This window comes from Streptomyces sp. A5-4, assembly GCF_051131715.1.
Classification (GTDB): Bacteria; Actinomycetota; Actinomycetes; order Streptomycetales; family Streptomycetaceae; genus Streptomyces.
Map to the genome: position 1 here is coordinate 6660762 of NZ_CP178591.1, position 22596 is coordinate 6683357.

General features: G+C 67.3%; 23 protein-coding genes and 1 pseudogene. 8 read left to right on the forward strand and 16 right to left on the reverse strand.

Annotated features, from left to right (window positions below; all coding sequences use genetic code 11):
• Window positions 1-222: 222 nt before the first annotated feature.
• Complete coding sequence (locus tag ACLLJJ_RS31300) at window positions 223-426, reverse strand: cold-shock protein (RefSeq protein ID WP_185298041.1); 204 nt, start codon at window positions 424-426, stop codon at window positions 223-225.
• A gap of 276 nt (window positions 427-702) precedes the next feature.
• Between ACLLJJ_RS31300 and ACLLJJ_RS31305 the strand changes: the two genes are divergently transcribed.
• On the forward strand, window positions 703-933 hold the full coding sequence (locus ACLLJJ_RS31305; RefSeq protein WP_185298040.1) for a hypothetical protein: 231 nt from the start codon (window positions 703-705) through the stop codon (window positions 931-933).
• A 72-nt stretch (window positions 934-1005) separates the two neighbouring features.
• Here the strand turns inward: ACLLJJ_RS31305 and ACLLJJ_RS31310 are convergent, their stop codons facing one another.
• Complete coding sequence (locus ACLLJJ_RS31310) at window positions 1006-2034, reverse strand: hypothetical protein (RefSeq protein ID WP_185298039.1); 1029 nt, start codon at window positions 2032-2034, stop codon at window positions 1006-1008.
• A 307-nt stretch (window positions 2035-2341) separates the two neighbouring features.
• On the opposite strand from ACLLJJ_RS31310, the gene ACLLJJ_RS31315 reads away from it, so the two are divergent.
• Genes ACLLJJ_RS31315 through ACLLJJ_RS31325 form a run of 3 tightly spaced genes read left to right on the forward strand, consistent with a single transcriptional unit; the run spans window position 2342 to window position 3731 of the window.
• Window positions 2342-2857 (forward strand): hypothetical protein, encoded by a 516-nt coding sequence (locus ACLLJJ_RS31315; protein WP_185298038.1) that lies wholly within the window; start codon window positions 2342-2344, stop codon window positions 2855-2857.
• Window positions 2857-3315: a nucleoside 2-deoxyribosyltransferase domain-containing protein gene (locus ACLLJJ_RS31320; protein ID WP_185298037.1), complete on the forward strand. Its 459-nt coding sequence runs from the start codon at window positions 2857-2859 to the stop codon at window positions 3313-3315. Before ACLLJJ_RS31315 ends, ACLLJJ_RS31320 begins: the two co-directional genes overlap by 1 nt.
• Window positions 3312-3731: a hypothetical protein gene (locus tag ACLLJJ_RS31325; protein ID WP_185298036.1), complete on the forward strand. Its 420-nt coding sequence runs from the start codon at window positions 3312-3314 to the stop codon at window positions 3729-3731. The genes ACLLJJ_RS31320 and ACLLJJ_RS31325 overlap by 4 nt, the downstream gene beginning before the upstream one ends.
• A 78-nt stretch (window positions 3732-3809) precedes the next feature.
• On the opposite strand, the gene ACLLJJ_RS31330 is transcribed toward ACLLJJ_RS31325, so the two are convergent.
• The 7 genes from ACLLJJ_RS31330 to ACLLJJ_RS31360 form a co-directional block, all read right to left on the reverse strand.
• Window positions 3810-4325: an AAA family ATPase gene (locus ACLLJJ_RS31330; protein WP_185298035.1), complete on the reverse strand. Its 516-nt coding sequence runs from the start codon at window positions 4323-4325 to the stop codon at window positions 3810-3812.
• A gap of 34 nt (window positions 4326-4359) precedes the next feature.
• Complete coding sequence (locus ACLLJJ_RS31335; RefSeq protein WP_185298034.1) at window positions 4360-5100, reverse strand: class I SAM-dependent methyltransferase; 741 nt, start codon at window positions 5098-5100, stop codon at window positions 4360-4362.
• A gap of 22 nt (window positions 5101-5122) precedes the next feature.
• Window positions 5123-6514 carry a hypothetical protein gene (locus ACLLJJ_RS31340; protein ID WP_185298033.1) on the reverse strand — a complete coding sequence of 464 codons (1392 nt, stop codon included), beginning with the start codon at window positions 6512-6514 and terminating at the stop codon, window positions 5123-5125.
• On the reverse strand, window positions 6514-7281 hold the full coding sequence (locus tag ACLLJJ_RS31345; RefSeq protein ID WP_185298032.1) for a hypothetical protein: 768 nt from the start codon (window positions 7279-7281) through the stop codon (window positions 6514-6516). Before ACLLJJ_RS31345 ends, ACLLJJ_RS31340 begins: the two co-directional genes overlap by 1 nt.
• 40 nt (window positions 7282-7321) lie before the next feature.
• Window positions 7322-7912, reverse strand: coding sequence for a CYTH domain-containing protein (locus tag ACLLJJ_RS31350; RefSeq protein ID WP_185302559.1), 591 nt, complete (start codon window positions 7910-7912; stop codon window positions 7322-7324).
• Window positions 7913-8068: 156 nt separating this feature from the next.
• Window positions 8069-8368, reverse strand: coding sequence for a hypothetical protein (locus ACLLJJ_RS31355; RefSeq protein ID WP_185298031.1), 300 nt, complete (start codon window positions 8366-8368; stop codon window positions 8069-8071).
• A gap of 73 nt (window positions 8369-8441) precedes the next feature.
• Window positions 8442-8951, reverse strand: coding sequence for a nucleoside-diphosphate kinase (locus ACLLJJ_RS31360; RefSeq protein ID WP_185298030.1), 510 nt, complete (start codon window positions 8949-8951; stop codon window positions 8442-8444).
• A gap of 555 nt (window positions 8952-9506) precedes the next feature.
• Between ACLLJJ_RS31360 and ACLLJJ_RS31365 the strand changes: the two genes are divergently transcribed.
• Both ACLLJJ_RS31365 and ACLLJJ_RS31370 read left to right on the forward strand, forming a co-directional pair.
• On the forward strand, window positions 9507-10169 hold the full coding sequence (locus ACLLJJ_RS31365; RefSeq protein ID WP_185298029.1) for an NUDIX hydrolase: 663 nt from the start codon (window positions 9507-9509) through the stop codon (window positions 10167-10169).
• Complete coding sequence (locus tag ACLLJJ_RS31370; RefSeq protein WP_185298028.1) at window positions 10166-10576, forward strand: NUDIX hydrolase; 411 nt, start codon at window positions 10166-10168, stop codon at window positions 10574-10576. The genes ACLLJJ_RS31365 and ACLLJJ_RS31370 overlap by 4 nt, the downstream gene beginning before the upstream one ends.
• A gap of 157 nt (window positions 10577-10733) precedes the next feature.
• Here the strand turns inward: ACLLJJ_RS31370 and ACLLJJ_RS31375 are convergent, their stop codons facing one another.
• The 6 genes from ACLLJJ_RS31375 to ACLLJJ_RS31400 all read right to left on the reverse strand — a co-directional run bounded on the left by ACLLJJ_RS31375 (window position 10734) and on the right by ACLLJJ_RS31400 (window position 18652).
• The gene (locus ACLLJJ_RS31375) at window positions 10734-11528 is read right to left on the reverse strand and encodes a class I SAM-dependent DNA methyltransferase (RefSeq protein ID WP_185298027.1); all 795 of its coding nucleotides are present in this window, start codon (window positions 11526-11528) and stop codon (window positions 10734-10736) included.
• A gap of 65 nt (window positions 11529-11593) precedes the next feature.
• A complete protein-coding gene (locus ACLLJJ_RS31380; RefSeq protein WP_185298026.1) occupies window positions 11594-12838 on the reverse strand; it encodes an MFS transporter in 1245 nt (414 codons plus the stop codon).
• Complete coding sequence (locus tag ACLLJJ_RS31385) at window positions 12835-14043, reverse strand: bifunctional class I SAM-dependent methyltransferase/NUDIX hydrolase (protein WP_185298025.1); 1209 nt, start codon at window positions 14041-14043, stop codon at window positions 12835-12837. Before ACLLJJ_RS31385 ends, ACLLJJ_RS31380 begins: the two co-directional genes overlap by 4 nt.
• 26 nt (window positions 14044-14069) lie before the next feature.
• Entirely contained in the window at window positions 14070-14939 is an 870-nt protein-coding gene (locus ACLLJJ_RS31390; RefSeq protein ID WP_258049743.1) for an NUDIX domain-containing protein, read from the reverse strand.
• Window positions 14932-17184 (reverse strand): methyltransferase, FxLD system, encoded by a 2253-nt coding sequence (gene fxlM / locus ACLLJJ_RS31395; protein WP_258049742.1) that lies wholly within the window; start codon window positions 17182-17184, stop codon window positions 14932-14934. The genes ACLLJJ_RS31390 and fxlM overlap by 8 nt, the downstream gene beginning before the upstream one ends.
• 28 nt (window positions 17185-17212) lie before the next feature.
• Complete coding sequence (locus ACLLJJ_RS31400) at window positions 17213-18652, reverse strand: reverse transcriptase domain-containing protein (protein WP_434600574.1); 1440 nt, start codon at window positions 18650-18652, stop codon at window positions 17213-17215.
• Between ACLLJJ_RS31400 and ACLLJJ_RS31405 the strand changes: the two genes are divergently transcribed.
• The gene (locus ACLLJJ_RS31405; RefSeq protein ID WP_434593867.1) at window positions 18646-18897 is read left to right on the forward strand and encodes a DUF5372 family protein; all 252 of its coding nucleotides are present in this window, start codon (window positions 18646-18648) and stop codon (window positions 18895-18897) included. The two genes, ACLLJJ_RS31400 and ACLLJJ_RS31405, sit on opposite strands and share 7 nt — an antisense overlap.
• A 139-nt stretch (window positions 18898-19036) precedes the next feature.
• Entirely contained in the window at window positions 19037-21760 is a 2724-nt protein-coding gene (locus ACLLJJ_RS31410) for a recombinase family protein (RefSeq protein WP_434593865.1), read from the forward strand.
• A gap of 117 nt (window positions 21761-21877) precedes the next feature.
• Here ACLLJJ_RS31410 and ACLLJJ_RS31415 read toward each other — a convergent pair.
• Window positions 21878-22192 (reverse strand): annotated as a pseudogene (locus ACLLJJ_RS31415) (reverse transcriptase N-terminal domain-containing protein); the annotation flags it as partial.
• Between the last annotated feature and the right edge of the window lie 404 nt (window positions 22193-22596).

The window sequence follows — 22596 nt, forward strand, 5'->3', positions numbered from 1 at the left end:
CATCGGAGGTCCCCTCTCGTTGCCCTGCGCGGACCGCACGCGGAGTCTGGGGCTTGTCTCATGGACAACCACGCTGCCGGCACGCTTCCCCAGCGTCCACCACGCCACCAGCCAGTTCCAGGCCGGCGCCGCCGCCCGTACGACAAGAGCCCGGCCGCATCGCGGCCGGGCTCTGCCGGTGTTCCAGGTGCCAGGTGCTACGCCGGCGCGCCGGTCGTCAGCTCAGAGGGGGCTGACGTTTTCCGCCTGCGGGCCCTTCGGGCCCTGCGTGACCTCGAATTGGACCTTCTGACCTTCGGCCAGCTCGCGGTAGCCACTGGCGGCGATGGCCGAGTAGTGGACGAACACGTCCGAGCCCCCACCATCCTGCTCGATGAAGCCGAAGCCCTTCTCGGAGTTGAACCACTTCACAGTGCCAGTCGCCATCAGTTCGTATCCCTTGCCACCGCGCCACGGCGCGACCACGCCGCACCGGCCGCAACCAGCCTCACGCGGCTGCGGCCCCTGCACCCTGCCCAGCGGAGCCGGGCCTCGAACCGCCCACCCGTGTGGCGCACGCCACTTTGCTGGATCTTCCACGCAGCCCGCGAGCATCAACGCCTCTACCCCAGCCCTGACCAGCAGAACTACAACCTCACTGCTTGATCCCGACCATCACTTCAGAGGATCCGCACCCAGCGCGAATAGCGGAATGGACGAACCATGGCAAAGCTCCAAGCATTCCGAGAGTTCCAATATCTGACGCTGCCGTTACACGGCACGGCCTCGTCTGATCCGCTCAACAGCGAGTTGCGCAACAAGGTGGTCCCACGCCGCGCCTCGCTCCTCGTCGACCGCGTACACCTCCTCGACGTGGCGTGGACTTTCGACGAGGGCCTCGACGGGTGGCGGATGACGTGGGAGCCGGTAGCGGAGATCCTCTTGGGTCGCTGAGCTCTCTGGCTCCGCACCGCTGCGGTAGCCGCTCGCGCGGCACGGTTCGGCGAAGTGGCGGCCGTGCTGGGCTCAGGAGCTGTGATTCGGCTTCTCCGTGGCGTACCAGAACGGATCGAGGCGTCCGGAGTCCTTGTGATCGCGACCGAAATCGATCAAGTGAAATGGGGTCCCGCGGGTCTGGAAGACGTCGTGCGAGAGCGATTTGTGCTGTTGCCGGATGTGGAAGGAGACCACGTGGAACGCGCCGGTACACCAGCGATTCCACTCCTCGGCGGTGCAGTTCTCCAGCCGTGCGACATCGGTCAGCCGCAGTCGGCCGCCCCGGGTTCTGGCGCCGGCCGGGCGAAGGGACTGCAACAGCCCCCTCTCGTTGACGCTCTGCGTCGGGTTCTCTCCCCGCCCGAGCAAGTCCAGGACGTCCGGCAAGCACACCCTGTCGAAGGCTTGGACCCTGTTGCGCCAGGCGATCTCGTGCAAGGCCAGCCCCAGGGCCACGCTGATCATGTGGGCGTCGAGGGCAGGCTCGTTGCGTGGACTGAACACGGTCTCGAAGAGCCAGCCTTCATGCATCAGCGCCCGAATCAGCAGATGGCGAGACCAGGCCATCGCCTCATCGAACGGCGCCAGCGCGCGCACTGTGTGCCCGATCGACCAGGCGACCTGCTCCGTGGCCTCGTCGGCGGTGTCCTCGAAGTTCTCGGCGATACTGCGGTCCTCGTCGAGCGGAAGCGGGGCGAATACGCCCAACCGTCCAACGCCCAGGGGATCGAGATCCAGAGGGCCGTTCGGGCCGTGGTGCAGCAGGAAGAGCTTGCGCACCATGCCTGCGTCGAGCAGCGCAGCGCGGAATGCGCGCCCGTTGGGGCAGACGAGGAAGGCCAAGTCATCGCGTGCGACCAGCGTCAGCCCAGTGGTCGCATGACACTCGGGACAGGCGAGGGTGGTCGTGAATTCCTCCCTGCCGGTCACATCCCGGTCATGTACACGGATTTCTCCTGGGACTTCAAGAGTGACCCGACCTGCGCCGGTAAGGCCCTGTTCGTTGGTGAGTCCGTGTCGCACCACTTGAACCCGCACCTCGCTCACTGTGTCGCGCACCCACCGGATCCGGGTTGTCAGGATGGGGCAGGCCCATTTCACCAGAGATGGTCTTGCCTGCGCCTTCGTTCTGCCGAACCCGGCTGGTTCGGCACCGCTACCCCGGGCCGGCCGACCTGTTGCCGTGCTGTACGTGCGTACCAACCCTGTCGGCCCGGCGTCGGGGTGAAGCGGCGGCGCGAGCCGGGTAGCGTGCCGTCAAGTGGCCAACACGCAAGGAGCCACCGAGGCCAGGCACGGCTGCCGTAAGCCTGACATCCGCCTCGGGGCGCCGTGTTCTTCGGAGCAGGATGAAGGAGGGGGACGCATGCCTGATTGGTTCGGTATGAAGGCGCGACAGGCCACGAAGGAGGAGCGGTTCAGCGAGCGGGCGCTGGCGTGGTCTGCGCTGTGGGACGTCGCCACTCGCACGCCGTTCCTCCGGCAGGTCGATGCGAGCGATCCGGACTCCTTGTTCCACGTCGCGGAGGTCTTGGTCGACAGCGGCCCGATCATCAACTCCCTTGATGCGCTGGGACATGGCCTTGTCGATCCGAACGCGCCGTTCGTCGCCCCGCTGATAGAGGCAGCGCGAGAGGTGAGGGTGCTCGCGGAGATGCGCCCAGCCTGGATCCGGCACTGCGACAAGCACTCTCCTGTGCCCACGGAACTATCCCGCAACACCGACATGCGTTACATCAATGGCACGGCCATGCGGACATGGTCCCGAGCCGAAGAGGCCAAGGCCGCTACCGAGCGTGCCGAGCAAGCGCTGCGCCGGCTGTACCCCGCCCTCGTGGAGTTCTACGGCTACGACGTCACCGCCGGGCGGGGAGTGGCTTGATGCGTTACGTCGAAGCCCCCGAGGAGTTCACCGGTGCCGGCTCCTGCCTGTTTCTCGCCGGGGGCATCTCTGACTGCCCCGACTGGCAGAAGACCGTGACAGCCGCGCTCGATGACCTCGATGTCACGCTGCTCAACCCGCGGCGCAGTAACTTCCCGCTGCACGACCCGGACGCGGAAGCGGCCCAAGTCGGTTGGGAGTACCGGCATTTGCGCCGAGCCCATCTTGTCGTGTTCTGGTTTCCGGAGTCGCCCACCAGCCACCAGCCGATCGCTCTGTACGAACTGGGGGTGCTCGTCGGTGAGGGCGGCGCTCTCGTCGTCGGGACGGATCCTGGCTATGTACGCCGCACGAATGTGGTGACGCAGCTCGCACTCGCTCGCCCGGCGCTTCAAGTCCACACCACGCTGGCGGACACGATCGAAGCGAGCCGCGCAGCCATAGGGGCCTCACGATGATCGTGGTCTGGGCCCTGCTCGGGGTTTTCGTCGCCATGTTCATCGCGGCCGTCGTACGCGGAGCCGTACGGGCGGCCCGGGTCTCGATCAGGCAGGACCTGGTATCGCTGGGCGAAATGCAGCAACTCGCTGGAGCGTTGGCGCAGATGACGACCACTGCCTATGCCTTCGCGGCGCCGCTCCTTAAGGAGCGGGAGTCCTGGATAGGCTGGCTATGGTGGCGTACCCGGATGGGACCGGACGGCAAGGTCGAGCGGGGCATGGGCTGGGCCCTCACGTACCGGCGCGCGCGGAAGGCCGCTGGAGCCCCTCTTAGCTGGCGACTGTTTAGCGGAGCCGAGGTCGTTGTTCTCCCCAGGGACGCGCGGCTGCCAGCTGCGGAGGACCCGAACGTCGCACGTCCGCAAGAGCGTTGAACCCCAGGTTGCGCGGGAGCGCACCCAACGAGCCGAGTGCAGCGGGTAGGGCGCGGTCCTGGATCTCAGGTGTGTACGTCACCGGGCCATGGCGCGGATGATCTCTGTATCACCGTTGTATGTCACCGCATCTTCGTCGTCATCGGGCGGTTCGAACCGAGCGAAGAAGTCATTGAGAGCCTGGGGCGACACGATCAAAGCATTGGCGTCCTGGCGTTCATTGCGTGCGGCGAGCCGGCGCAGAAGTTCCTCTTTGGACGCAGGAAGGTAGACCAGGAGCGGACGTCCGCCGGCGGCCCGGACCGTCTTCTTCCACTCGTCACGATCGGAACGCAGCCACAAGCCGTGGTCGAGGACGACGGGGTGGCCGGCGCGCAGGTGCTCCGCGAGCTGCGTGCGTACGGTTTCCACGGCGGGGGCCTCGCGCTCGAAGTAGGTGTTTTCGGGGTAGTCGACGCCGTAGCGGCCGTGGAGGCGGTGGACCTCCTCGTCCACGCTGAGTCGAACCAGGCCGCGGACGGCCAGGGCCTGGGCGAGGCTCGTCTTGCCGGAGCCGGTGATCCCGATGAGCAGGACGGCGGTCGGCGCGCTCACGATGTTGTGCTCCCTGGTGCTGCTCGTGCTGGGGCTATTTCTTGGCGACCACGTACACGCTGCCCCACTGCCGCTTCGGATTAGCCATCGCGGCGTCGAAGTCCCACGGTTCTACACTCCGGAATCCGGCCTCGGTGAATAGCTGTATCAGCTTCTCTTCGTCGTAAGCCCACAGGTGAGGCGTGTAGTTGAGGGTGTCGTCCTGGTCGCGGAAGGTGTAGTTGATCAGATCGAGGAAGGTGTTGATGTCGCCGAGGCAGTCCCGCTTCGAGTACCACCGTTCCACCATCTCGGTGGCCAGCTCGGGGTTGGCGGGGTAATGCCTCAGGAGGAACGCGGCGTCGGGTGCGCCCGTGACCAGCTGTCCGCCGTCGGCTAGCACGCGGTGCGCTTCGCAGGCGTAGTGCTTGACGGAGCGGGGGTAGTCGATGTGCTCCAGGAAGTGCTCGGAGAACATGAGCTGCACGCTGGCATCGTGCAGGGGGATGCCTTCACGGATGTCCCACAGGAGGTCGGCGGGCGGGACGGCGTCGATGTTGAAGAAGCCGTCGATCCGGTGGGCGCCGCCGCCGATCTGCACCTTATCTGGCGTCGTGTCGATGCGGCCGTTCGGCCAGGCCCTGCTGCTGGCCTGGTGGTAGCGGCTGATCTCGATCTCCTTGGCTGTGGCCCGCAGGGTGCGGGCGAGCCCGTGGCCCGTCGCAGGTTCCTGCAGGAGGGCAGCGATCTGCTCGCGGAGGAGGTCGAGCGAGGGTGCGGCGGGGTGCACGGTCATGTCGTCTCCTGGCGGGGCCGGATCAGTTCGGTGAGGGTTCGGGGACTGACCATTTGTTGTTGCGCATCAGCGTGTACTTGATGTCCACGAGCCGGGGCGCGATGGTCAGGTCCAACTTCTCGACGGGGTGCACTCGGCCGGCCTCGTCCCGGACGGCCCGGTAGATGCTGTACTCCAGGTCGGGGTATGCCGGGTTGATGCCGACTTCCCCCTTGGGCATCGTGCCGTTGAAGGGCGCGATGATGTCCATGTGGTTCCAGTAGTTCCACGCCTGGAGCGCCTTGTGCTGGTCGAAGTAGAAGTAGAAATCGGGGTAGCGGCCGAAGGTCCGCAGCTCGCGGTGGATGAGGTGGCCGAGCAGCGGTCCCATCTGGGTGGCGAGGCTGTCGAACTCCCAGCGGGTGTGGCGCCAGGCTTCCGGTATCTGGCCGGGGGTGAAGAGGCGCGCGGCGACGAGGTAGCTGATCCGGTCGCGTAGGTAGGCGCGGGCGTGCAAGGGGTCCACGGTGGTGTCGACGCTGGCCAGGAGCTTGTCGAACTTGCCGGGGGCAGGGCGGAACTTGGCGAGGTCGAACCTGCCTGCCATGTCGGGGAACGTGGCGAACAGCATCTCTTTGTAGAGCCAATTGTTGAACTCGCCGCGCTCGGCAAGCTGCTGGGTGTGGTCACTGGTGGAGTGGAGCATCAGGTACTCGGCCAGGGCCTCGAAGTACAGGTATCCGAGGATCGGCAGGCGCGGGATCGTCTCGTCCAGCAGTTCAAGGAAGGACGGGGCGGCGACGTCCACGCCTTCGTAGACGATGGCTGCCGCGAGGGCGAGGAAGGCGGTGCTGTTCTTGATGCGGCTGACGATCGTCTCGCGCAGTGCGGACCGCTCGGCGTTGGACAGCAGATATTCGAGGTCGCTGTAGATGCTGAGGTGGATCGCGCCCAGGCGCAAGTAGTCCACGCCCGCCAGGCCGCGGTACGCACGACGGGGCCGGGTGATCTCGAAGATCAGCGGGGTCGGCGTACGGCCTTCGCCGCCCTTGGCCACGAACGCCGGGGCTTCCTTGTTCAGGACGTACTCGGCGAGGTTGTGCATCCGGAACCCGCTGCCGTGCACAGTCAGCGGTGCGCAGTAAATGCTCCCGACCAGGCACCCGCCCGACGGGTACAGGAAGCCGTTCTGGCTGATCTCTTCCAGGGCGTGGGTGACGTGCAGCAGGTGCATCGGCCCATCCCCGTTGAGGGTGTCGAAGAGGGCGTTTGTCCGCAGGAGCGCGCCGTGGGGGGTCTCGTCAGCCAGCCGGCGCTCCCACCGAGCAGACTGCTCGGCGAGGGGCCCCGCCTGGTCGCGGGTGTCGGGTAACAGCGGCGTGTCGTAGAAGGCGTGGGCATCGGCCCACAGGTGGTACGAGTCGTGGGTGTCCATCAGGTGATTGACCCCCGCTGCTCCAGAGCTTTAAGTACGGCGTCCGCGCTGTCGATGCCCGCGAGGTGAGCGGCTTCGGAGGACACTACGAGTTCGAACGCCGTGGGACGCAAGGCAGCGAACCCGGCTGCCCGTACGCGGGAGGGATCCGGCCACCAGGAGAGTTTCGGGAGGCGGTAACGGTCCAGGGCGTCGGCGGCCTTGAGCAGGTCGGTGATGTGCCGGGCTCGTGCATAGTCGGTGAGGTCGTCCGGGGCGAAGACGTCGTAGGGCACGTCGTGCAGCCGGACGGCCGTCGCGACCGAGACGATGCGCTGCGGGGTGGGCGCCATGTGGAAGTGCGCCCAGACCATGTCGGCGTTGCCGGTCAGCCAGATCGCGGCGCGTGCCCCGTGCCCGCGGTCGTCCTTGTCGTGGACTCGGCGGCAGTCGTGGACGGCTGCGGCCATCACGAGCGTCGCCGTGTCGTGCTCGGTGAGATCGTCGGCGTCTGCGAGAAGTGCGGCCAGGGTGGCGGTGCGCATGGCGTGGCGAACGCCGTGCAGCGAGTCTGCAAGCTGGGAGTTCGCCATCCAGGCGGTGGGGATGGCCGAGCGGTAGACCAGCCGCTGGGAGGTGGCCCGGAGCGCCGGAGTCACCGTGTCGGGGAAGTCAGGCCGGTTGGCCTCGATCCATCGCACGGTGGCGTGGTCGGTGAACTGGTGGTGCGGAAGCTGCTTGCGGGCAGCCAGCTCGACCAAGCTGTCGGCCGGCGGGGTGGTACTCATCGGGCCTACCCCCTCGGTGGGTCGGAACGGCGGATACCGATCAGGTCTGCGGTTCGATCTCCTCGAACGACAGTTGATCCTTGCGGGCCTGCTCGGCAGACTCGAATGCTGCGGTGAAGTCGGCCAGCTCCTGCTCGGTCATCAGTGTCACGCCCAGGTCCTGGGCTGCGGTGGTGATGCGGGCTGCGGCCTCCTCGCGGGCCGTGTCGCTGGCGTCGTCGTCCAGCAGCACTTCGAACTCGGCGTGGTGGCCCCACGCCTCGCTCCACTTCACGGCGATCTCTACGCCTCGGAAGCGGTAGTTGTGCCGCTGGTTGTCCGCCTGGTGCATGTGTGGCTCGAAGCCGAGGGCGTTGAAGAGGGCCACAGCCGCGGGGACGTCCTCGCGGGCGATGGGGAACTCTGTCTCCGGGAAGGCCGCGCCCTGGCCGATCTTGCTGTGCTTGAGGGTGATCTTGGCCGTGCCGGCGGCGGTGTTGTCCGTGACCTTGAGTAGCTTGTCGGGCAGGACATAGAAGTAGATGTGCTTGTCGTCGCGGCCCAGGTCAGTGGCTTGGCCGTCCAGGCGGGCGGTGAGCCGGTCGTGGGTCTCTTTGTCGTACCGGGCACGCATCTCGATCTCAATGGGCAACGGCTTGGTCCCTTCTTCGGGCATGGGTGGTCTGTCCGAACCCGCTCAGGCGGGGGCCTGGCTGGTCCGGTTGGTGGGCTGTATGCAGTTGTGGCCGACGGCGGTGCGGTCAGCGTGCGGACGCGAGCCGCACCGCCGTATCAGGGCGCGTGTGTGTCAGCCGAGGTCACCGAAGCGGCTGCGCACGACGCCTTCGTGCAGGTAGTTCGGCAGGTCAACGCCTCCGACGGAGGTGCGCTGCGTGGCCACCTGCTCCTCGGTCTCGGCGGGGAAGCCTTCGAGGAGCTGGAGGGTCTGCTTCACCCACTCGCGGGACTTCTCCCAGTCGTCGGCATCGCGGTGTCGGACGGCCAGCGCGTAGGCCGTCTCCGCCGCGGCCCATCGGTCGGTCGCCAGCTCCTGCTGGAAAACCGACTCCAGTTCCTGAACGGACGCGACACGTGTCTGGTTGGTCATGGTGCCCTTTCGATTAACGGTGTGCCCCAGTGGTGCTCAACGCTTCGGCGCCCTCGTAGTGACGTTGTCCGCCTCAGCAAGCGAAGATCTCGGCGAGCGTGCGGTAGTCGTGTAGCTCGTCCTTGTCGAACCACAGCTCCACCTCCTGCTTGGCCTCCTCCTTGTTGCCGCTGGCGTGCACGAGGTTCGCCACGGCCTTGCCGGAGGCCACGCTGGCCGCCTTGCCGTAGTGCGAGAAGTCGCCCCGGATCGTCCCGGCCGGAGCCTCGTTCGGGTAGGTGCTGCCGACGAGCTTGCGCACCGTGGCGATCGCGTCGAAGCCTTCGAGCACCAGGGCGATGACCGGCCCCTGCTGCATGAACGCGGAGGTGAAGTCGTAGACCTCCTTGCCCAGGCGCTCTTCGAGGTCGAAGTAGTGGCGCCGGGTGAACTCGGCGTCCATCTGCTTCATCTTCACCCCCACGATCTTCAGCGCTGCTTCCTCGAAGCGGGTGATGACCTTCCCGCCGAAGCCACGAACGAGGGCGTCGGGCTTGAGCAGCACAAGCGTGCGCTCCACTGTCTGGTCCTGATCCTGGGGCATGGTTCCCTTTCATCTGCCACGCGGGTGATATGACGGTCGCTCAGCACGTCAGTGACTGAGGTTACCTGCGCCGGATCAGCCCATAGAGCCCGGCAGTTGGGCTACAGACGGCGGTGTTGGCTCACCCTCCTGATACGGACATTCGATAGCCGAAAAGTGATGCCCATCGGGCGCCGGACGGGCGTCTTCGGAGTGAAATCGGACGTCCTCCCGTTCTTGGGCTACTCAGGGCGGTTCGTGCCCGACGTGGGGCGGGCACGAACCGCCCTGCCGCCTGGGGTGGCCGTAGCGTGACCGCACCTGGGCGGCGACTTTTGGCCTCTTTCGGACGAGACTTCGATCCTCCAACTCGCGTAACCCCCAGGGGTCTGAACTAGCATGCTTGGATGACCGCATCGTTCGTACATCTGTGCGAGAAGGTGGTGTCTGTCTGGGGCGGCACGGCTTAGAGTCAACCGGTGTTCGCTTCCCGCCGCCATGAAGCGGCAGTGCAACTCCCGTGCAGTCGTAGCGCATTGACCATGCACGTCGCCGATCGGATACGTGAGGGCCGCGATGGAAGTAGTGGACGTCTGGACCGGCCAGCTCGCCTGCACACTCCAATCCGCCCTCCGTATGACCAACGAGTCCTTCGCCAACCGCTTGGGTATCTCGCCACGGACCGTCGCCACCTGGCACTCCGACTCCGACGTCATCCCCCGCCCAGAGATGCAACAACTGCTCGACTCCGTGCACGAGGACGCACCAGCCGCTGTCCGTAAACGATTCGCATCGATGACGGCGGCAATGGGCCAAGCGGACACCGCAGCCACCGTCCCCAAGGCCCAGGCCCTGCGCGTCGCCATCGCTGTCGTCGTCCGTGGCGACGACGTTCTGCTGGTCTGCCGCCGTGGCGATGACGCGTCCGGGATCTCTTGGCAGTTCCCCGCGGGCGTCATCAAGCCTGGCGTCCGGCCTGAGACCACGACCATCCGCGAGACGCTGGACGAGACCGGTGTGCACTGCGCCATCCGCCAGAGCCTCGGCGAGCGGCTCCACCCGGTGACCGGCGTGCACTGCCTGTACTTCCTGTGCGAATACCTCGCTGGGGACGCGACGAACAGCGATGCCGTGGAGAACGTGGACGTGACGTGGGTAGCCAAAAGCACGATGACCCGCTTCATACCCGCCGACAACATTTACCCGCCAATCCTGGAAGTACTGGAGGAAGACATATGACCGAGCAGACGGCTGCGGAGCGGTCGGGCATCTCTGCCGCGATCGTGGTCCACGAGAACCGTGTCCTGATGGTGCGGCGCAGGGTCTCCGAGGGCCAGTTGTCCTGGCAGTTCCCCGCCGGCGAGATCGAAGACGGGGAAACTTCCGAGGAGGCGGCCGTACGCGAGACGCAGGAAGAGGTCGGCCTGGCCGTGACCGCGGTCAAGGCTCTTGGCGAACGGGTTCACCCCAAGAGTGGAAGGAACATGTCCTATACCGCCTGCGCGGTCACCTCCGGCACCGCTTACGTGGCCGACAAGGACGAGCTGGCCGAGCTGAAATGGGCTGCGCTTGCCGACATCCCGGAACTCGTTCCGTACGGCCTCTTCGAGCCGGTACAAGCCCATCTCGACAGCGTGCTGAGCTAGCTGCCGGCGAGCCCGCCGGTGAGGGGCAGCTCTTCGAACATGTGCTGAGCAGGTGCGCCTCGACGCGCGCCACAACCCGGTGCCGCGCAGGTCGACCACCAAGAGGTCTGCGCATCACGGTCACCGAAGGCATCGGCGAGCCGCTGCCGAGGGACGGTCATGCTGACGGCCCGATGGTCGTTGAGGTGTCGTTTTCGGCTGACTGGCGGCTATAGACGGACACATGGTGCGTACTGGTCGCGGTAAACGGAGAGCCCTTCCAGTCGCTGGTCCGCCCGTCCAGGCGCAGCCCAGCAAGCTGCGCCATCAGGTCCAGTTCGGCCGGATAGGCATAGCGCATGACGTTCGGCAGAAGGCGACAGCCATCTGGGCCGACGCGTACCTCCTGGGCCCGGACGATCTGGTGCACGGGGTCGTGGACGTAGGCGGACCATTTCAGGTGTTCCTCGCTCATTTCGCGGACGATCATCTGCTGGCGTTCGGAGGCCATGCCCGAGGTGTGCGGGACTGCTGCTTCGACGACGAATCGGCCCTGGGGGGAGAGGTGCCTGGCCGCGCTGCGGAAGCAGCTGACCTGGTCCTCTTGTTTGGTCAGCAGGAAGAACGTGCTCGCTATGACGTAGACGAGTGGGTAGTGCGTGCCGAGGTCGAACCGCGCCATGTCGCCGACCCGCGCCTGGACAGGCGAGCGCCCCTCGGGCGTCTGCTTTTGGTGCTCTTCGAGACGGCTGATCATCTTCTGGGAGGCGTCAAGGCCGAAGACGGGCGTCCCCCATTCGGCAAGCGGGAAAGCGACGCGGCCGGCCCCGACGCCCAGCTCCAGGGCCGCGCCGTCTCCGGCGAGGTCGGAGAGAACGGCGGCGGCGGCACTCGGGTCCTGGTTGCGGGTCTCCTCGTCGTAGTGCGGCGCCCACTGGTCCCAGCGGGCGGCTTGCTGGTGCAGGTCCTTCATGATCTCCCCTGTAGTTCTCGGTTGATTTTTGGCGTGGTGTGCGGACCGTGTCGGGGCGGTCTTGGTCAGGGAGTAGGGGCGAGGCGCAGGGCGCGAATCGGCGTGAGGGCGAGGCGTAGCGGCGGCAGGAGGAGTAGGCACGCGCCGATGGCCAGGGTGGTGCGCAGGCCCAGGGTGGTGCCGGCGTAGCCCGCGAGGAGGGCTGCGAAGGGGCGGAGCCCGAACGCGGTCCATTGACCGGTTGCTTGCATGCGGCCTTGCATGTCGGGCGCGCAGGCGCGTTGGCGCACGGTGCGCTGGGTCAGGCCGTGGGTGACCGCGCCGAAGAGCTGAGCGAAGAGACCGCAGCCGATGGCGAGTTGTCCGGCGGAGCCCGGGTGGGCCAGCAGGAGCGGCAGTTGGCTGGCCGGTGCCAGGGTCAGTGCGCTGATCATGACGGGGCCCGCTCCGTAGCGAGCGGTGAGGCGGGGTGTGGTGAGCGAGGCGAGGAACCCGCCGCTCGCCCCGATGCTCATGACGAGGGCGAACACCTGGGGTGACCAGTGGAGTTCGCGGATCAGGAACACAATCCAGATTGCGCTGGTGCCGGCCAGGACGGTGGAGGTAATCGCGTTGGTGGTCACGAGTGGCCCGATGATGGGGTGGCGCCAGGTGTAGGCGAGACCGGCCCGGATCTCCCGCCGCAGTGACGGTGTTTCTGCGGGTGGGGGCGGGGCGGCCTCGGGGGTGCGGATGCGCAGGGTGCACCAGGCGGTGACGAGGTAGGAGACGGAGTCCGCGGCGACCGCGCGGGCGGCGCCGATCACGCCGATCAGTGCTCCGGCGAGGGCCGGGCCTCCGATGTCGGCCAGCGTGTTGGCGCCGGCCAGTTTGGCGTGGGCTTCTAGGAGCCGGTCCGCCGGCAGAAGCTGGGGGATGTAGGACAGGCTCGCCGACATGCCAACCACATGGCAGGAGCCGACCACGAAGGCCGCCACGCACAGCTGGGCGAGGGTTAGCCTGTCGCAGGCGGCTGCCAGGGGGATGGATCCCATCACCACTGCGCAGACCAGGCTGGTGGCGACCATCAGGGGGCGCTTGCGGAGGCGGTCGCACCAGGCTCCGGCTGGCAGGGAAAACAGCAGGGACGGCGTCTTCTGTACGGCGGCGAGGATGGCGGCTTGCCAGGTCGTGGCGTGGAGCGTGATGACCGCAACCAGCGGGATGGCCACCGAGCTGAGCGAGGAGCCGAGCACATCGCTGGCTTGGCCCGTCCAGTAGAGGCGGAAGTCGCGGTGCCGCCACAGGCTCGTACGCGGGGATGGTTTCATGCACCTGCGCTTCCCGAGTCGGACGACGGTGTCGTGCGGCGGGCGTAGGGGGTGAAGTGCGCCGGGGGATTGTCGATGGGCAGGTCGGGGCGCCAGGCGGCGAGGATCTGGGCGCTGCACTCGAACAGTCCGTCGGGCAGCTCGTCGAGCGGCCACCAGGCCCAGTCGCCGATGCTCTCGCTCGGCTGGGTGGCGGGTTCGCCCTGCCAGGCGGTGACGAGGGCGCCCACGGTGACGCGCACGACGTCGCCGACGTGATCGACGATGGTGCCCAGGAGGGTGACGTCCTCGGGACGCGCGGAGATGCCGGTCTCTTCGGCCAGCTCGCGCACGACTGTCTGCTCCAGGGGTTCGCCGACCTCAACGGATCCGCCCGGCAGCTCAAGAGTGCCGCGTTGGTGGAGGCCCAGGAGCAGACCACGGTCGCTGAGGACGATGGCGCCCACGCCGATCGCCGCGTGCGGGACAGGCGGGCGCTGAGAGCGGGGGCGGCTGGTGATCTGCGTCGGGAGGACGGCTCTGCGCCGGGCCTGGATGAGCTGGCAGATCACGGGGTTGTCCGGCTCGGGCGCACGGAGCTGGCTGATGGCCTCCACCGTGAATCCGTAGTCCGTCAGGAGGTCCTCCCATACCTGCGCGGTCAGCACCCAGGTCTGCAGCGGTAGCGGCTCCATTCCCTTGAGACCGACCGTCTCCTCACGCGGGGCAACGGCGGCGGAGGGACCGTGGCCGTGCCAGTTGGTGTGCAGCGCGGAGAAGACGAGGGGGGCGCTGGGGAGTAGTCCGTCGCGCAGCGCGGGCAGCGCGATGTGCGGGTCGATTCCGGCGAGCGTGCAGATGCCGTACGCCGCTTCGTACGGTTGAGCCTGCTGAAGGTGCTCGACCACGTCCGCGTGCAGGAACCGGACGCCGGGTACGTCGCCGAAGTGATCGGTGGCGCGTTGATGTTGGGTCGGTGAGAGTTCGACCGCATCGACGAGTGCGCCGTGGGTCTGAGCGAGGTGGACGGCGTAGTGGCCAGCTCCGGATCCGATATCCAGGACTCGCTTTCCGGCCAGTGGGCCGAGCACGTCGTCGCCGGGGCCGACACCGTCCCAGAAGCCCCAGCGCAACTGTTCAGGCAGGGGCGGCATGTAGGACCGGTCGAGCTGAAACTGCCCGTAGGCAGCCCAGGTCTCGGGGTTGGGGGACACCTCGACGGACATCAGAACTCCAAGGGGGAAGGGCGGGGTCAGGCGGAACCGGTGACGAGGTACTGCGGGCCGCTACCGGCGCGGGCCCGTTCGACGGCCTCCAGGCGGGCGAACGCCTCCTTACCCATCAGCCGTCGCCACTCGTCGAGGCGGTGGATCGCCCACAGGTCGTGCTCCGCCGGGTCGAGGCGAATCTGCCGCAGCTGTTCAGCGGTGAGCGAGCCGCCGTCGAAGACAAAGCCGATCTTGCCCATCGGCCAGCGAGGCCCGGGGTGGAGGTAGTGCGTCAGCAGCAGGCGCGGCGGGTCCTGGCCGAGGTAGAGCCCGATTTCCTCGGCCGTCTCGCGGCGCGCGGTCTCCAGAGGATCCTCGCCGGCGTCCGTGTTCCCCCCGGGGAACTGCCAGGATCGACCGCCGTATACCGAACGCAGCTGGACGGGCCGATCCTGGTCGTCGCGTACGTAGAAGCAGCCGTACACCGTGTGGTGCGGAACGGTTCGGACGTACGCCTCGGCGGACATGGGCATGGGTTGCCCTGCGAGTGCCGGCCGATGGTCGAACTCGATCGCGAGCGGTCCCAGCGACTCCCTCTCCGGCGGGTAGATGCGGCGCAGGTTGACGAGCTGCTCCGCGCGCGCGGCATCAGGGTCGATGCGGGTGACGTCCTCGGCGGAGAGCAGCTCGGCGAACGAGGCGTACGGCGTGATCCGGGAGGCCCTCACGTCGAGTTCGCGCCCCGACTCTTCGCCGTGGAACACGAGCACGTCGCCGACCGCGACGCCTGTCATCCGGGGCGTGCGCACCCGGACTTCGATGGTCTTGCGGCCCGATTCCACCTGGGCGTAGTAACGCTCGTACAGGCCCATCCGGTGCTGCGGCTCGACCGGGCCGGATACTGGATCACTCATGGGCGCTCACCTTTTCCGGTTGTAGGGCCGGGGTGTCGGGGGCGTCGGAGCGCCACGTCCACACGAGCCGGCTGTGGGTCTTGTCCAGCACGTGACCTGTGGGCAGCTCTGCGTCCGGGGTTCCGGCGGGATGCACTTGCAACTCCGGGTACCCGTGAGCTCGTTCATGGGCGTCCCAGCGGCGTACGGCGGCGGCGAGCTGTTCGGCAAGAGCGGGCCCGGATGGTCCGAAGCCGTGGGCCATGAACTCCGAGCGGCGCTGCTCGGGTGTGGGGCCGTCCTGGACGAGGATGTGGGTCAGGTAGGCGAGGGAGCCGTCGGCTGTGATCGCGGCGGCGTCTGAGCCCTTGGGCAGTGCGGTGATGCCGCTGTCCCTTTCACGGTTGCGGGCGAGGCGGCAGAAGCCGGGCAGCGTGGTGGCGAGGAAGAGCTGCAGAGTCTCGAACGACTCGTTGCTGGCCACGCTCACGCCCGTGGCCACCTCGTGACGCGGACCCGCGAGGGCATTGTCTAGATCGGCGGTCTGGGCGGGGGCGCCGTCCGGGAACCGCAATTGCAGTTCGCCGTCGGCGAGGTCGATGGTGGGGACGGTGCAGGCAGCGGGCCCGCGGTCGCGGACGAAGCCGCAGAATTGGAAGTCCGTGGCACGCAGCACCAGGCCGTGCTTGTGGAAGGCGATGGCTCGGGTGTAGCCGTGGACTTCCAACGGGAGCACGAGATAGCGGCCGTCGGCGAGCTGTTCGCGCCAAGCGGGAGCGATGTCCCAGCAGTTGTAAGTGATCACTGAGGCGTCGAACCCGCCGCGGGGCATGTGCTCGGCGGCCCCGTCGCTGGCAGAGCCGAGCACTGCGGTGACGCGACCGCTGCCGGCCTCGGCGGTCAGCCGTCGCGTGCGGCGCACGACATACGGGGCAAGGTCGACAGTGATCACGCGACCGGCCGGGCCGACGACGTGTGCGATCAGTTCGGCGTTGTAGCCGCCCGATCCGCCCTCAAAAACCGTCATCCCCGCGGTCAGGCGCAGGTGCTCGGTCATGTCGGCCTGGAGCCAGGCCGCAGACACGGAACTGGTCGCCAGCGCAAAGTCGTTGCGCTCGGTGACCACGGCCAGGTCGCTGTGGTACGCCGTCCGCAGAGGGCTCTCGGGGGTGTAGCGGTGGCGCGGCACCGCGCGCAGTGCCTGCTGTACCGGCAGGGAGGGGGCCCAGCCGCCGGCAATGACTCGGTCAGCCATGGCCTCGCGCCGCTCGACCGCCTCTGGCAGCTCCCCGGGCACCGGCGGGTAGGTGCTGTCGACTGGATACATGTGCGCGGAGGGCACGTACGGAAGGACCCCCGGCCAGACGAGGTCCAGAGCCCGAGCGGAAGTTGCGGATAGTCGGTCCAGACGGTGCAGGGCATGCAGCGGGTGCCAGTCCACGTGCTCGACCTCGTCCGGCTTCAGCGGCTGGACCTGCCCGGTGTGAGCCGAGATGCGGACCACGACGCTCGTCCGCGGGAAGCCGTCCGGGGCATCAAGGTGCAGTCCGAGGACGTGCGCGTCGGTCGGCACGGCCGTCACGCCGGTCTGCTCGGCCAGGGCGCGCACGGCCGTGTGCTCGAATCCTTCTCCTGGCTCGGCCGACGCGCCGGGCAGCTCCCACCCCTGTTGCGAGCGGTCCAGAAGGACGCGGCCCTGGGCGTCGGTGGCTACGGCGTGCACTTCGGTCACCGAACTCAGCGGCGGGGAGGGTGTGTTCGTGATCTGTGCGGCGGGCTTCTTCAGCCCGCGCAGGACCAGGACGGCCATGCCGTTCGCGTCGAAGCGTTGTGCCTGGCCCCACATGCTCACCAGATGGGCGACCTCGTCCTCGTCGAGGGCGATGCCTCGTCGCTCGGCGGGGGTGGTCGCGGCGAGCGGTGTGATGACGACGAGGGCACCGTTCGTGCGCAGTCGGCGGCCCAGAGTACGGGTCAGGCGCGTGCGGTCGCGCAGGAACGCGAACACCATCCGCAGGACGATCAGGTCATAGCCGTCCGCCTGCAATTTCGAGAGGTTGGCACGCTCGATGTCCAGGTGCTGCCAGCGGACGGATCTGTGGGCGGGATCGTCGAGGTGCGCGTCGGTACTGGGGAAGGCACAGTTGGCCCAGTCCACGGCATCGACGGCGTAGCCCATGGAGGCCAGGTGCAGGGCGAGTTCGCCGGTGTCGGGTAGGCCCCGGCCGTTACCGGCCGAGGCCCCCCTCAGAACCGTGCGTGCCACTCGTCGCGGCACACGGCTCAAGCAAGTCCTAAAGGCTTGCGGTAGGCGAAACCGCAGGCTGCGCTGCATTCGATTGCTCCCATCGTTTCGCGCAATGTGCATGGAAGAGTTGAGGTCGGAAGACGCGATCGTTTCCTCTGCCGCTTTCCTTGTGGATGACGATGACCTTGCGGACAACCGCTCTACGGATTGCGGTGAACCATGTTTCCCAGTGATCGGGATGCTGTGGTTGTGTGTCGGCGTACAGGAGCAGTTCGCCGCAGAAGGGGCAACATCCGCGCTGGAGTTTCACCTGGATGGAGAATCCATCGCTGAGCGGAGGCCGGTACTTGCGCCGCCGCTGTGCCCAATAATCGGCAAGTCTCGGGTCGTCCGGGGAGGCGTCCCGTTGTACCAGAGTGTGCCGGACGATCGGAGTCCAGACAGTCTTGACTACGTAGCGGCCTGTGTATCGGTCGCCGAATAGCCATCGGGCCCGTCTGGTGGGGTGGAACGCGCCGAAGTAGCGCTTCATGACCCACTTCTTTGACTTCTTCGGGTGCGAGCGCAGCGCCCAGCGATAGAGAAGCCACCAAAGGTGGTCGTCAACATCGTTGAAGATCTGCTTCGACACCCCGGTCCGGTAATACGCGGCCCAGCCACGGAGGATTGGATTGAGAGTCTGCACCACCGTGTATGCGTCCGTGCCGCGCAGCGTACGGACCTCGGTCCGCAGCCGATCCCGGAACCTCTTCACTGCCGCCTGGCTCGGTCTGGTCAGTAGCTTGCCCCCTTTGTAGCGGCGGATGTTGAACCCGAGAAAGTCAAATCCCTCTTCGAGGCAGACGATTTTCGTCTTGTCCTCGTTGAAGGCGAGCCCTCTCGGCATCAGCCAGGTAGCAAGCCTGCCCTTGACCTCTTGTGCCTGTTCCACCGAGTGGCAGAGCGCGACGAAGTCGTCGGCATACCTGATCAGCACCGGATCAGAGCGAACCGTCTTCCCGGCGTCCACGCCGTGATCGCGGTATCTGACACCAGCGGCCTCTTCTATTCCATGGAGAGCGATATTGAGCAGCAATGGGCTGACCACGCCGCCCTGTGGAGTTCCCTCCGCAGTGGGCGCGAATCGACCCTTCTCCATCACGCCGGCCTTCAGCCAAGCACTGATCATGCTCCGAGCCGGGAAGGTTCCCAGGGCTTCGAGTAGGCGTTCATGGTTGATGCGGTCGAACGCCGCTGCCAGATCCGCATCGAGCACCCAGCGACGATGGGCCCTTCGGCCCTTCGCTACTTGGTAGATTGCCTCGATCGCATCATGGCAGCCGCGCCCCGGCCGAAATCCATAGGATCTCGGTTCGAAGCGCGCCTCCCACTCGGGTTCCAGCGCGTTGAGAACCATCGCCTGGAGGGCGCGGTCTCGGATAACTGGGACGGAGGCGGCATACGGCCGCATCGTCCAAGCAGTATTCGGGTTGGTTGGTCGTGACACACCCGTTTCATCCGCTGGCCGGGCACCGGGTCGAGGTCCTGTACTCGATGAAGCGGGGCGGCGGGCGGATGTTCGTGGTCGATACCGGGACCGGGGCGAGGATGACGCTGCCGGTGGCGTGGACCGACCGCGGGCCGGCCGCCGAGGAGGTACGGATCTCGCAGGAGTCGCTGGTCGAACTGCGCGCGCTGCTGGATGCGTTGGCCATACGTTGTGCTGACCATCGGCAAGGCAGAGACTCGTGATCAGGCCCCGACGAGACATGAGCGGTGGTCGGCGGCCGGGAGCGAGGCCGGATGAGCATCGAGGGCTGGCTGCGAGCGGACGCCGTGACTGCGGTGGCGAACATGATCGAGACGTCGCTGCGGGCGGGAGGTGGCGGTCGTGAACGGCGAGGAGAAGATCACCACGTCGCACCGCTCCCGTCTGGCGATCATCTACCTGCGGCAGTCGACGATGCTGCAGGTCCGCGACCACTCGGAGTCGACTACCCGGCAGTATGCGCTCGTGGATCTGGCGGTCGCGCTGGGCTGGACGGCGGAGAACATCCTGGTCATCGACAAGGATCTGGGCGTCTCGGGCCGCTTCGGGGTCGAACGCGGGGGCTTCCACGACGTGGTGGCGAAGGTGTGTCTGGCCGAGGCCGGGGCCGTGTTCGGCCTGGAGGTCTCGCGCCTGGCCCGCTCCAACGCGGACATCGCCCGATTGCTGGAACTGGCCCGGCTGACCGACACCCTGGTCGTCGACAGCGACGCCGTCTACGATCTTGCGGATTTCAACGACCGGCTGCTGCTCGGACTCAAAGGGAGCATGTCCGAAGCCGAGCTCCACCTGCTCAACGGCCGCCTCCAGGGTGCCAAGCAGAGTGCCGCCGCCCGTGGCGACCTGCGGGTTCCGCTGCCGGTCGGCCTGGACTATGACGAGGACGGGAACGTCGTCCTGGATGCGGATGAGGAGGTCCGCACCGCGGTTGCCGATGTGTTTTCGGAGTTCGCCCGCACTGGTTCCGCCTACGGGGTGGTGGCCGCCCTGGCCGGCAGGCTGTTCCCGCTGCGTGCCTACGGAGGTGTGTGGGACGGGAAGTTGCGGTGGGGCAAGCTCACCCACGGCCGGGTCCTGGGTGTGCTGGCCAACCCGGCCTATGCCGGCGCCTACGTCTACGGCCGGCACCGCACCCAGCGCACCGTCCGCCCGGACGGCAGCGTGCTCACGACCAACCCCCGTCTCCCGCGCGCGGATTGGCGCATCGTCATCAACGATCACCACGACGGGTACATCACCTGGCAGCAGTTCTTGGACATCGAGGCGAAACTCACCGCCAACTGCACGCATCAGGGTGCCCGGCCGCCCCGCGAGGGCGAGCCGCTGTGTCAGGGCATCATCAGCTGCGGGGGCTGCGGCTGTCGCATCGGCACCCGCTACCAGGGCAAGAACCGCTTGGCCCAGTACGACTGCATGGGACATCGGGACGCCGCCCGCACCACGTCCTGCCGCTCGGTCACCGCCGCCACCGTCGACGGGGCGGTCGTCGGCCTGCTGCTGGCCACTTTGACGCCCGCGCTGGTCAGTCTCGCCCTGGATGCCGCCGAGCAGGTCACTCAGCGCCACACCCGCGCGCATCACGCTGCTGAACTCGCCGTCGAGCGGGCCCGTTACGAAGCGAACCGCGCCGAGCGGGCCTTCGGCCAGGTCGAACCGGAAAACCGCCTGGTCGCACGGACGCTGGAGGTCCGCTGGGAGGCGAAACTGGGCGCACTCAACGAGGCCGAGGCCAACCTGGTCGCTACCCGCGAGGCCCGTCCGCCGCTGCCCGGCCGTGCCGCACTGGAGAGCCTCGCTGCCGATCTGCCCCGGCTTTGGGACGATCCGGCCACCACCGCCAAGGATCGCAAGCGCCTGCTGCGGACCCTGATCAGCGACGTCACGGTGCTGCCCGACAGCGATCAGGGCGAGGTCCGGATCGGAGTGCGCTGGCACACCGGAGCCACCGACCTGATCACCACCGCGCGCAGTGGGGCGCCCCGCACCCCGCCGGCCGCGATCGAACTGATCACCCGGCTCGGCGCCATCATGACCGACGAGGAACTCGTCGCCGAACTCGCCGCGGCCCGCCTGCAGACCGGCAAGCGGCGTCCCTTCGACGTCAAAGCGGTGCGCTGGACCCGGCACGCCTACCAGATCCCGGTCCCCGACCCGTTCCGCGAGGGAGAGATCTCCATCCAGCGGACCGCCTCGATCCTGGAGGTGACCGCGGGCGTCGTCTACTACTGGGTCAACCAGGGCCTGCTGTCCGCCCGCAAGGACGACCACGGCCGCTGGTGCATTCCCTGGAGCGAGGCCATCGAGACCAACTGCCGCCGCCAGATCGCCGCCTCGGGACACCTCACCCCTCCGCACCCGAGGCCGGCGCGGGGCACCGCGCTGGACGGCGAGGTCACCGTCGCCCAGGCCGCCGACCTGCTCGGTGTCGGCGAGCACGTCATCTACTACCGGATCCGCATCGGTGACCTGCCCGCCCACCGCACCGAGCAGGGCCGCCTCAGCATCCCGCTCACCGACACCCTCCACGCCCACCTCCGTGACCGCCTCGCCCACAGCGGTCAGCCGGCCGTCACCGGCGAAGGCAGCCGACCCCTGCCCGAGGCCGCCCGGGCGCGGGACGAAATCTCCGTCCAGCAGGCCGCCACCAGGCTCAAAGTGCTGGCCGCCGTCGTCTACTACCAGGTCAGGGCCGGTCACCTGCAAGCCCGCCGCACCGCCACCGGCCGGATCGCCATCCTCTGGAACGACGAGATCCACACCCGGATCCGCGCCCAGCTCGCCGCCGATCCGCCCGGCCCTACGGGCATCGGCAGCCGTCTGCTGCCCACCGGCACCACTGCCCGCGGCGAACTCAGCGTCCAGAACGCGGCCAAGCAACTCGGCATCCGGCCCGGTGCCCTCTACTACTGGATCCGCCGCGGCGAACTCGCCGCCCACAAAACCAAGGACGGGCGTCTCAGCATCCCCTGGAGTAACAGCGTCAAGGCCGCCTGCCTCCAACGAGCCGCCCACGGACAGAAATTCACACCCCAAACCCAAGAAGTCACAGCAGGAGGCGCAGTATGAAGTCACCGTCGGAATCCCCAATGGACGTTGCCGCCCGTTCGCCTTCGGAATGTACACACGCTTGACCGGCATAGGCGTCCAGGAGTTCACGTTCTCTTGCACCCACTTGACCAGGGCGGCCTTCGTAGGTGCCAGGAGCGCGGTCTTCCCGTCGATCCCCGCGGTCGTGCGTCCTGCGTTGTTCTCCGCCACTCTCCGAACCGCAATGCGCGCGTTGGATCGTGAACGGAGCATCAGCTTCTGCAAGTTGCGGACCTGTTTGAGGTCCCCTTTCCGCGAAGCCGTGAAGATCCGCTGACGTAGGCGCTTTACTTCCCGCTCGGCGGCAGGCCAGTCAATGGCATGCCAGTCAACCGGGTCGTCCTCCGGTCCGTTCGGCGCCCCCTTGGGAACGTCGTCCAACTTGTCCTTTGGTTCCAGCGTTTTCGTCATCGTCGCTCCACAGACTCACCAGGCCCGCGTGGGCTCCCTTTCGGGTCAGGTAAATACCTGTATCCAGCCGGTTATTCAGGAGTGCGGCGGAGGTGCCGCATGCCTCTTCTGATTTCCCGTTCCCTTTCGAGTGCTGGCATTCGCTTCTCGGGCCTTCCTGTTCCCGCTGGAGAATTGGGCCTCCCTTGCGGTTGGCTTACCCGCCGTGGCGGGACTCCATCGGGGTTTCCACGTTCCACACGTGTGAGATACGACCGGGTTGGGCGCCCTTACTACCCCGAGGCGGTGGTGCTCTTCCCAGCCGACTGCGGATCGTCGGCTGGCACCTGCCGTTTCCCAACGGCTAGCCCTAAAGGCCCTTGGAGAACTCATCTACGGACCTTCGAGTCGTAACGAGGCATCGT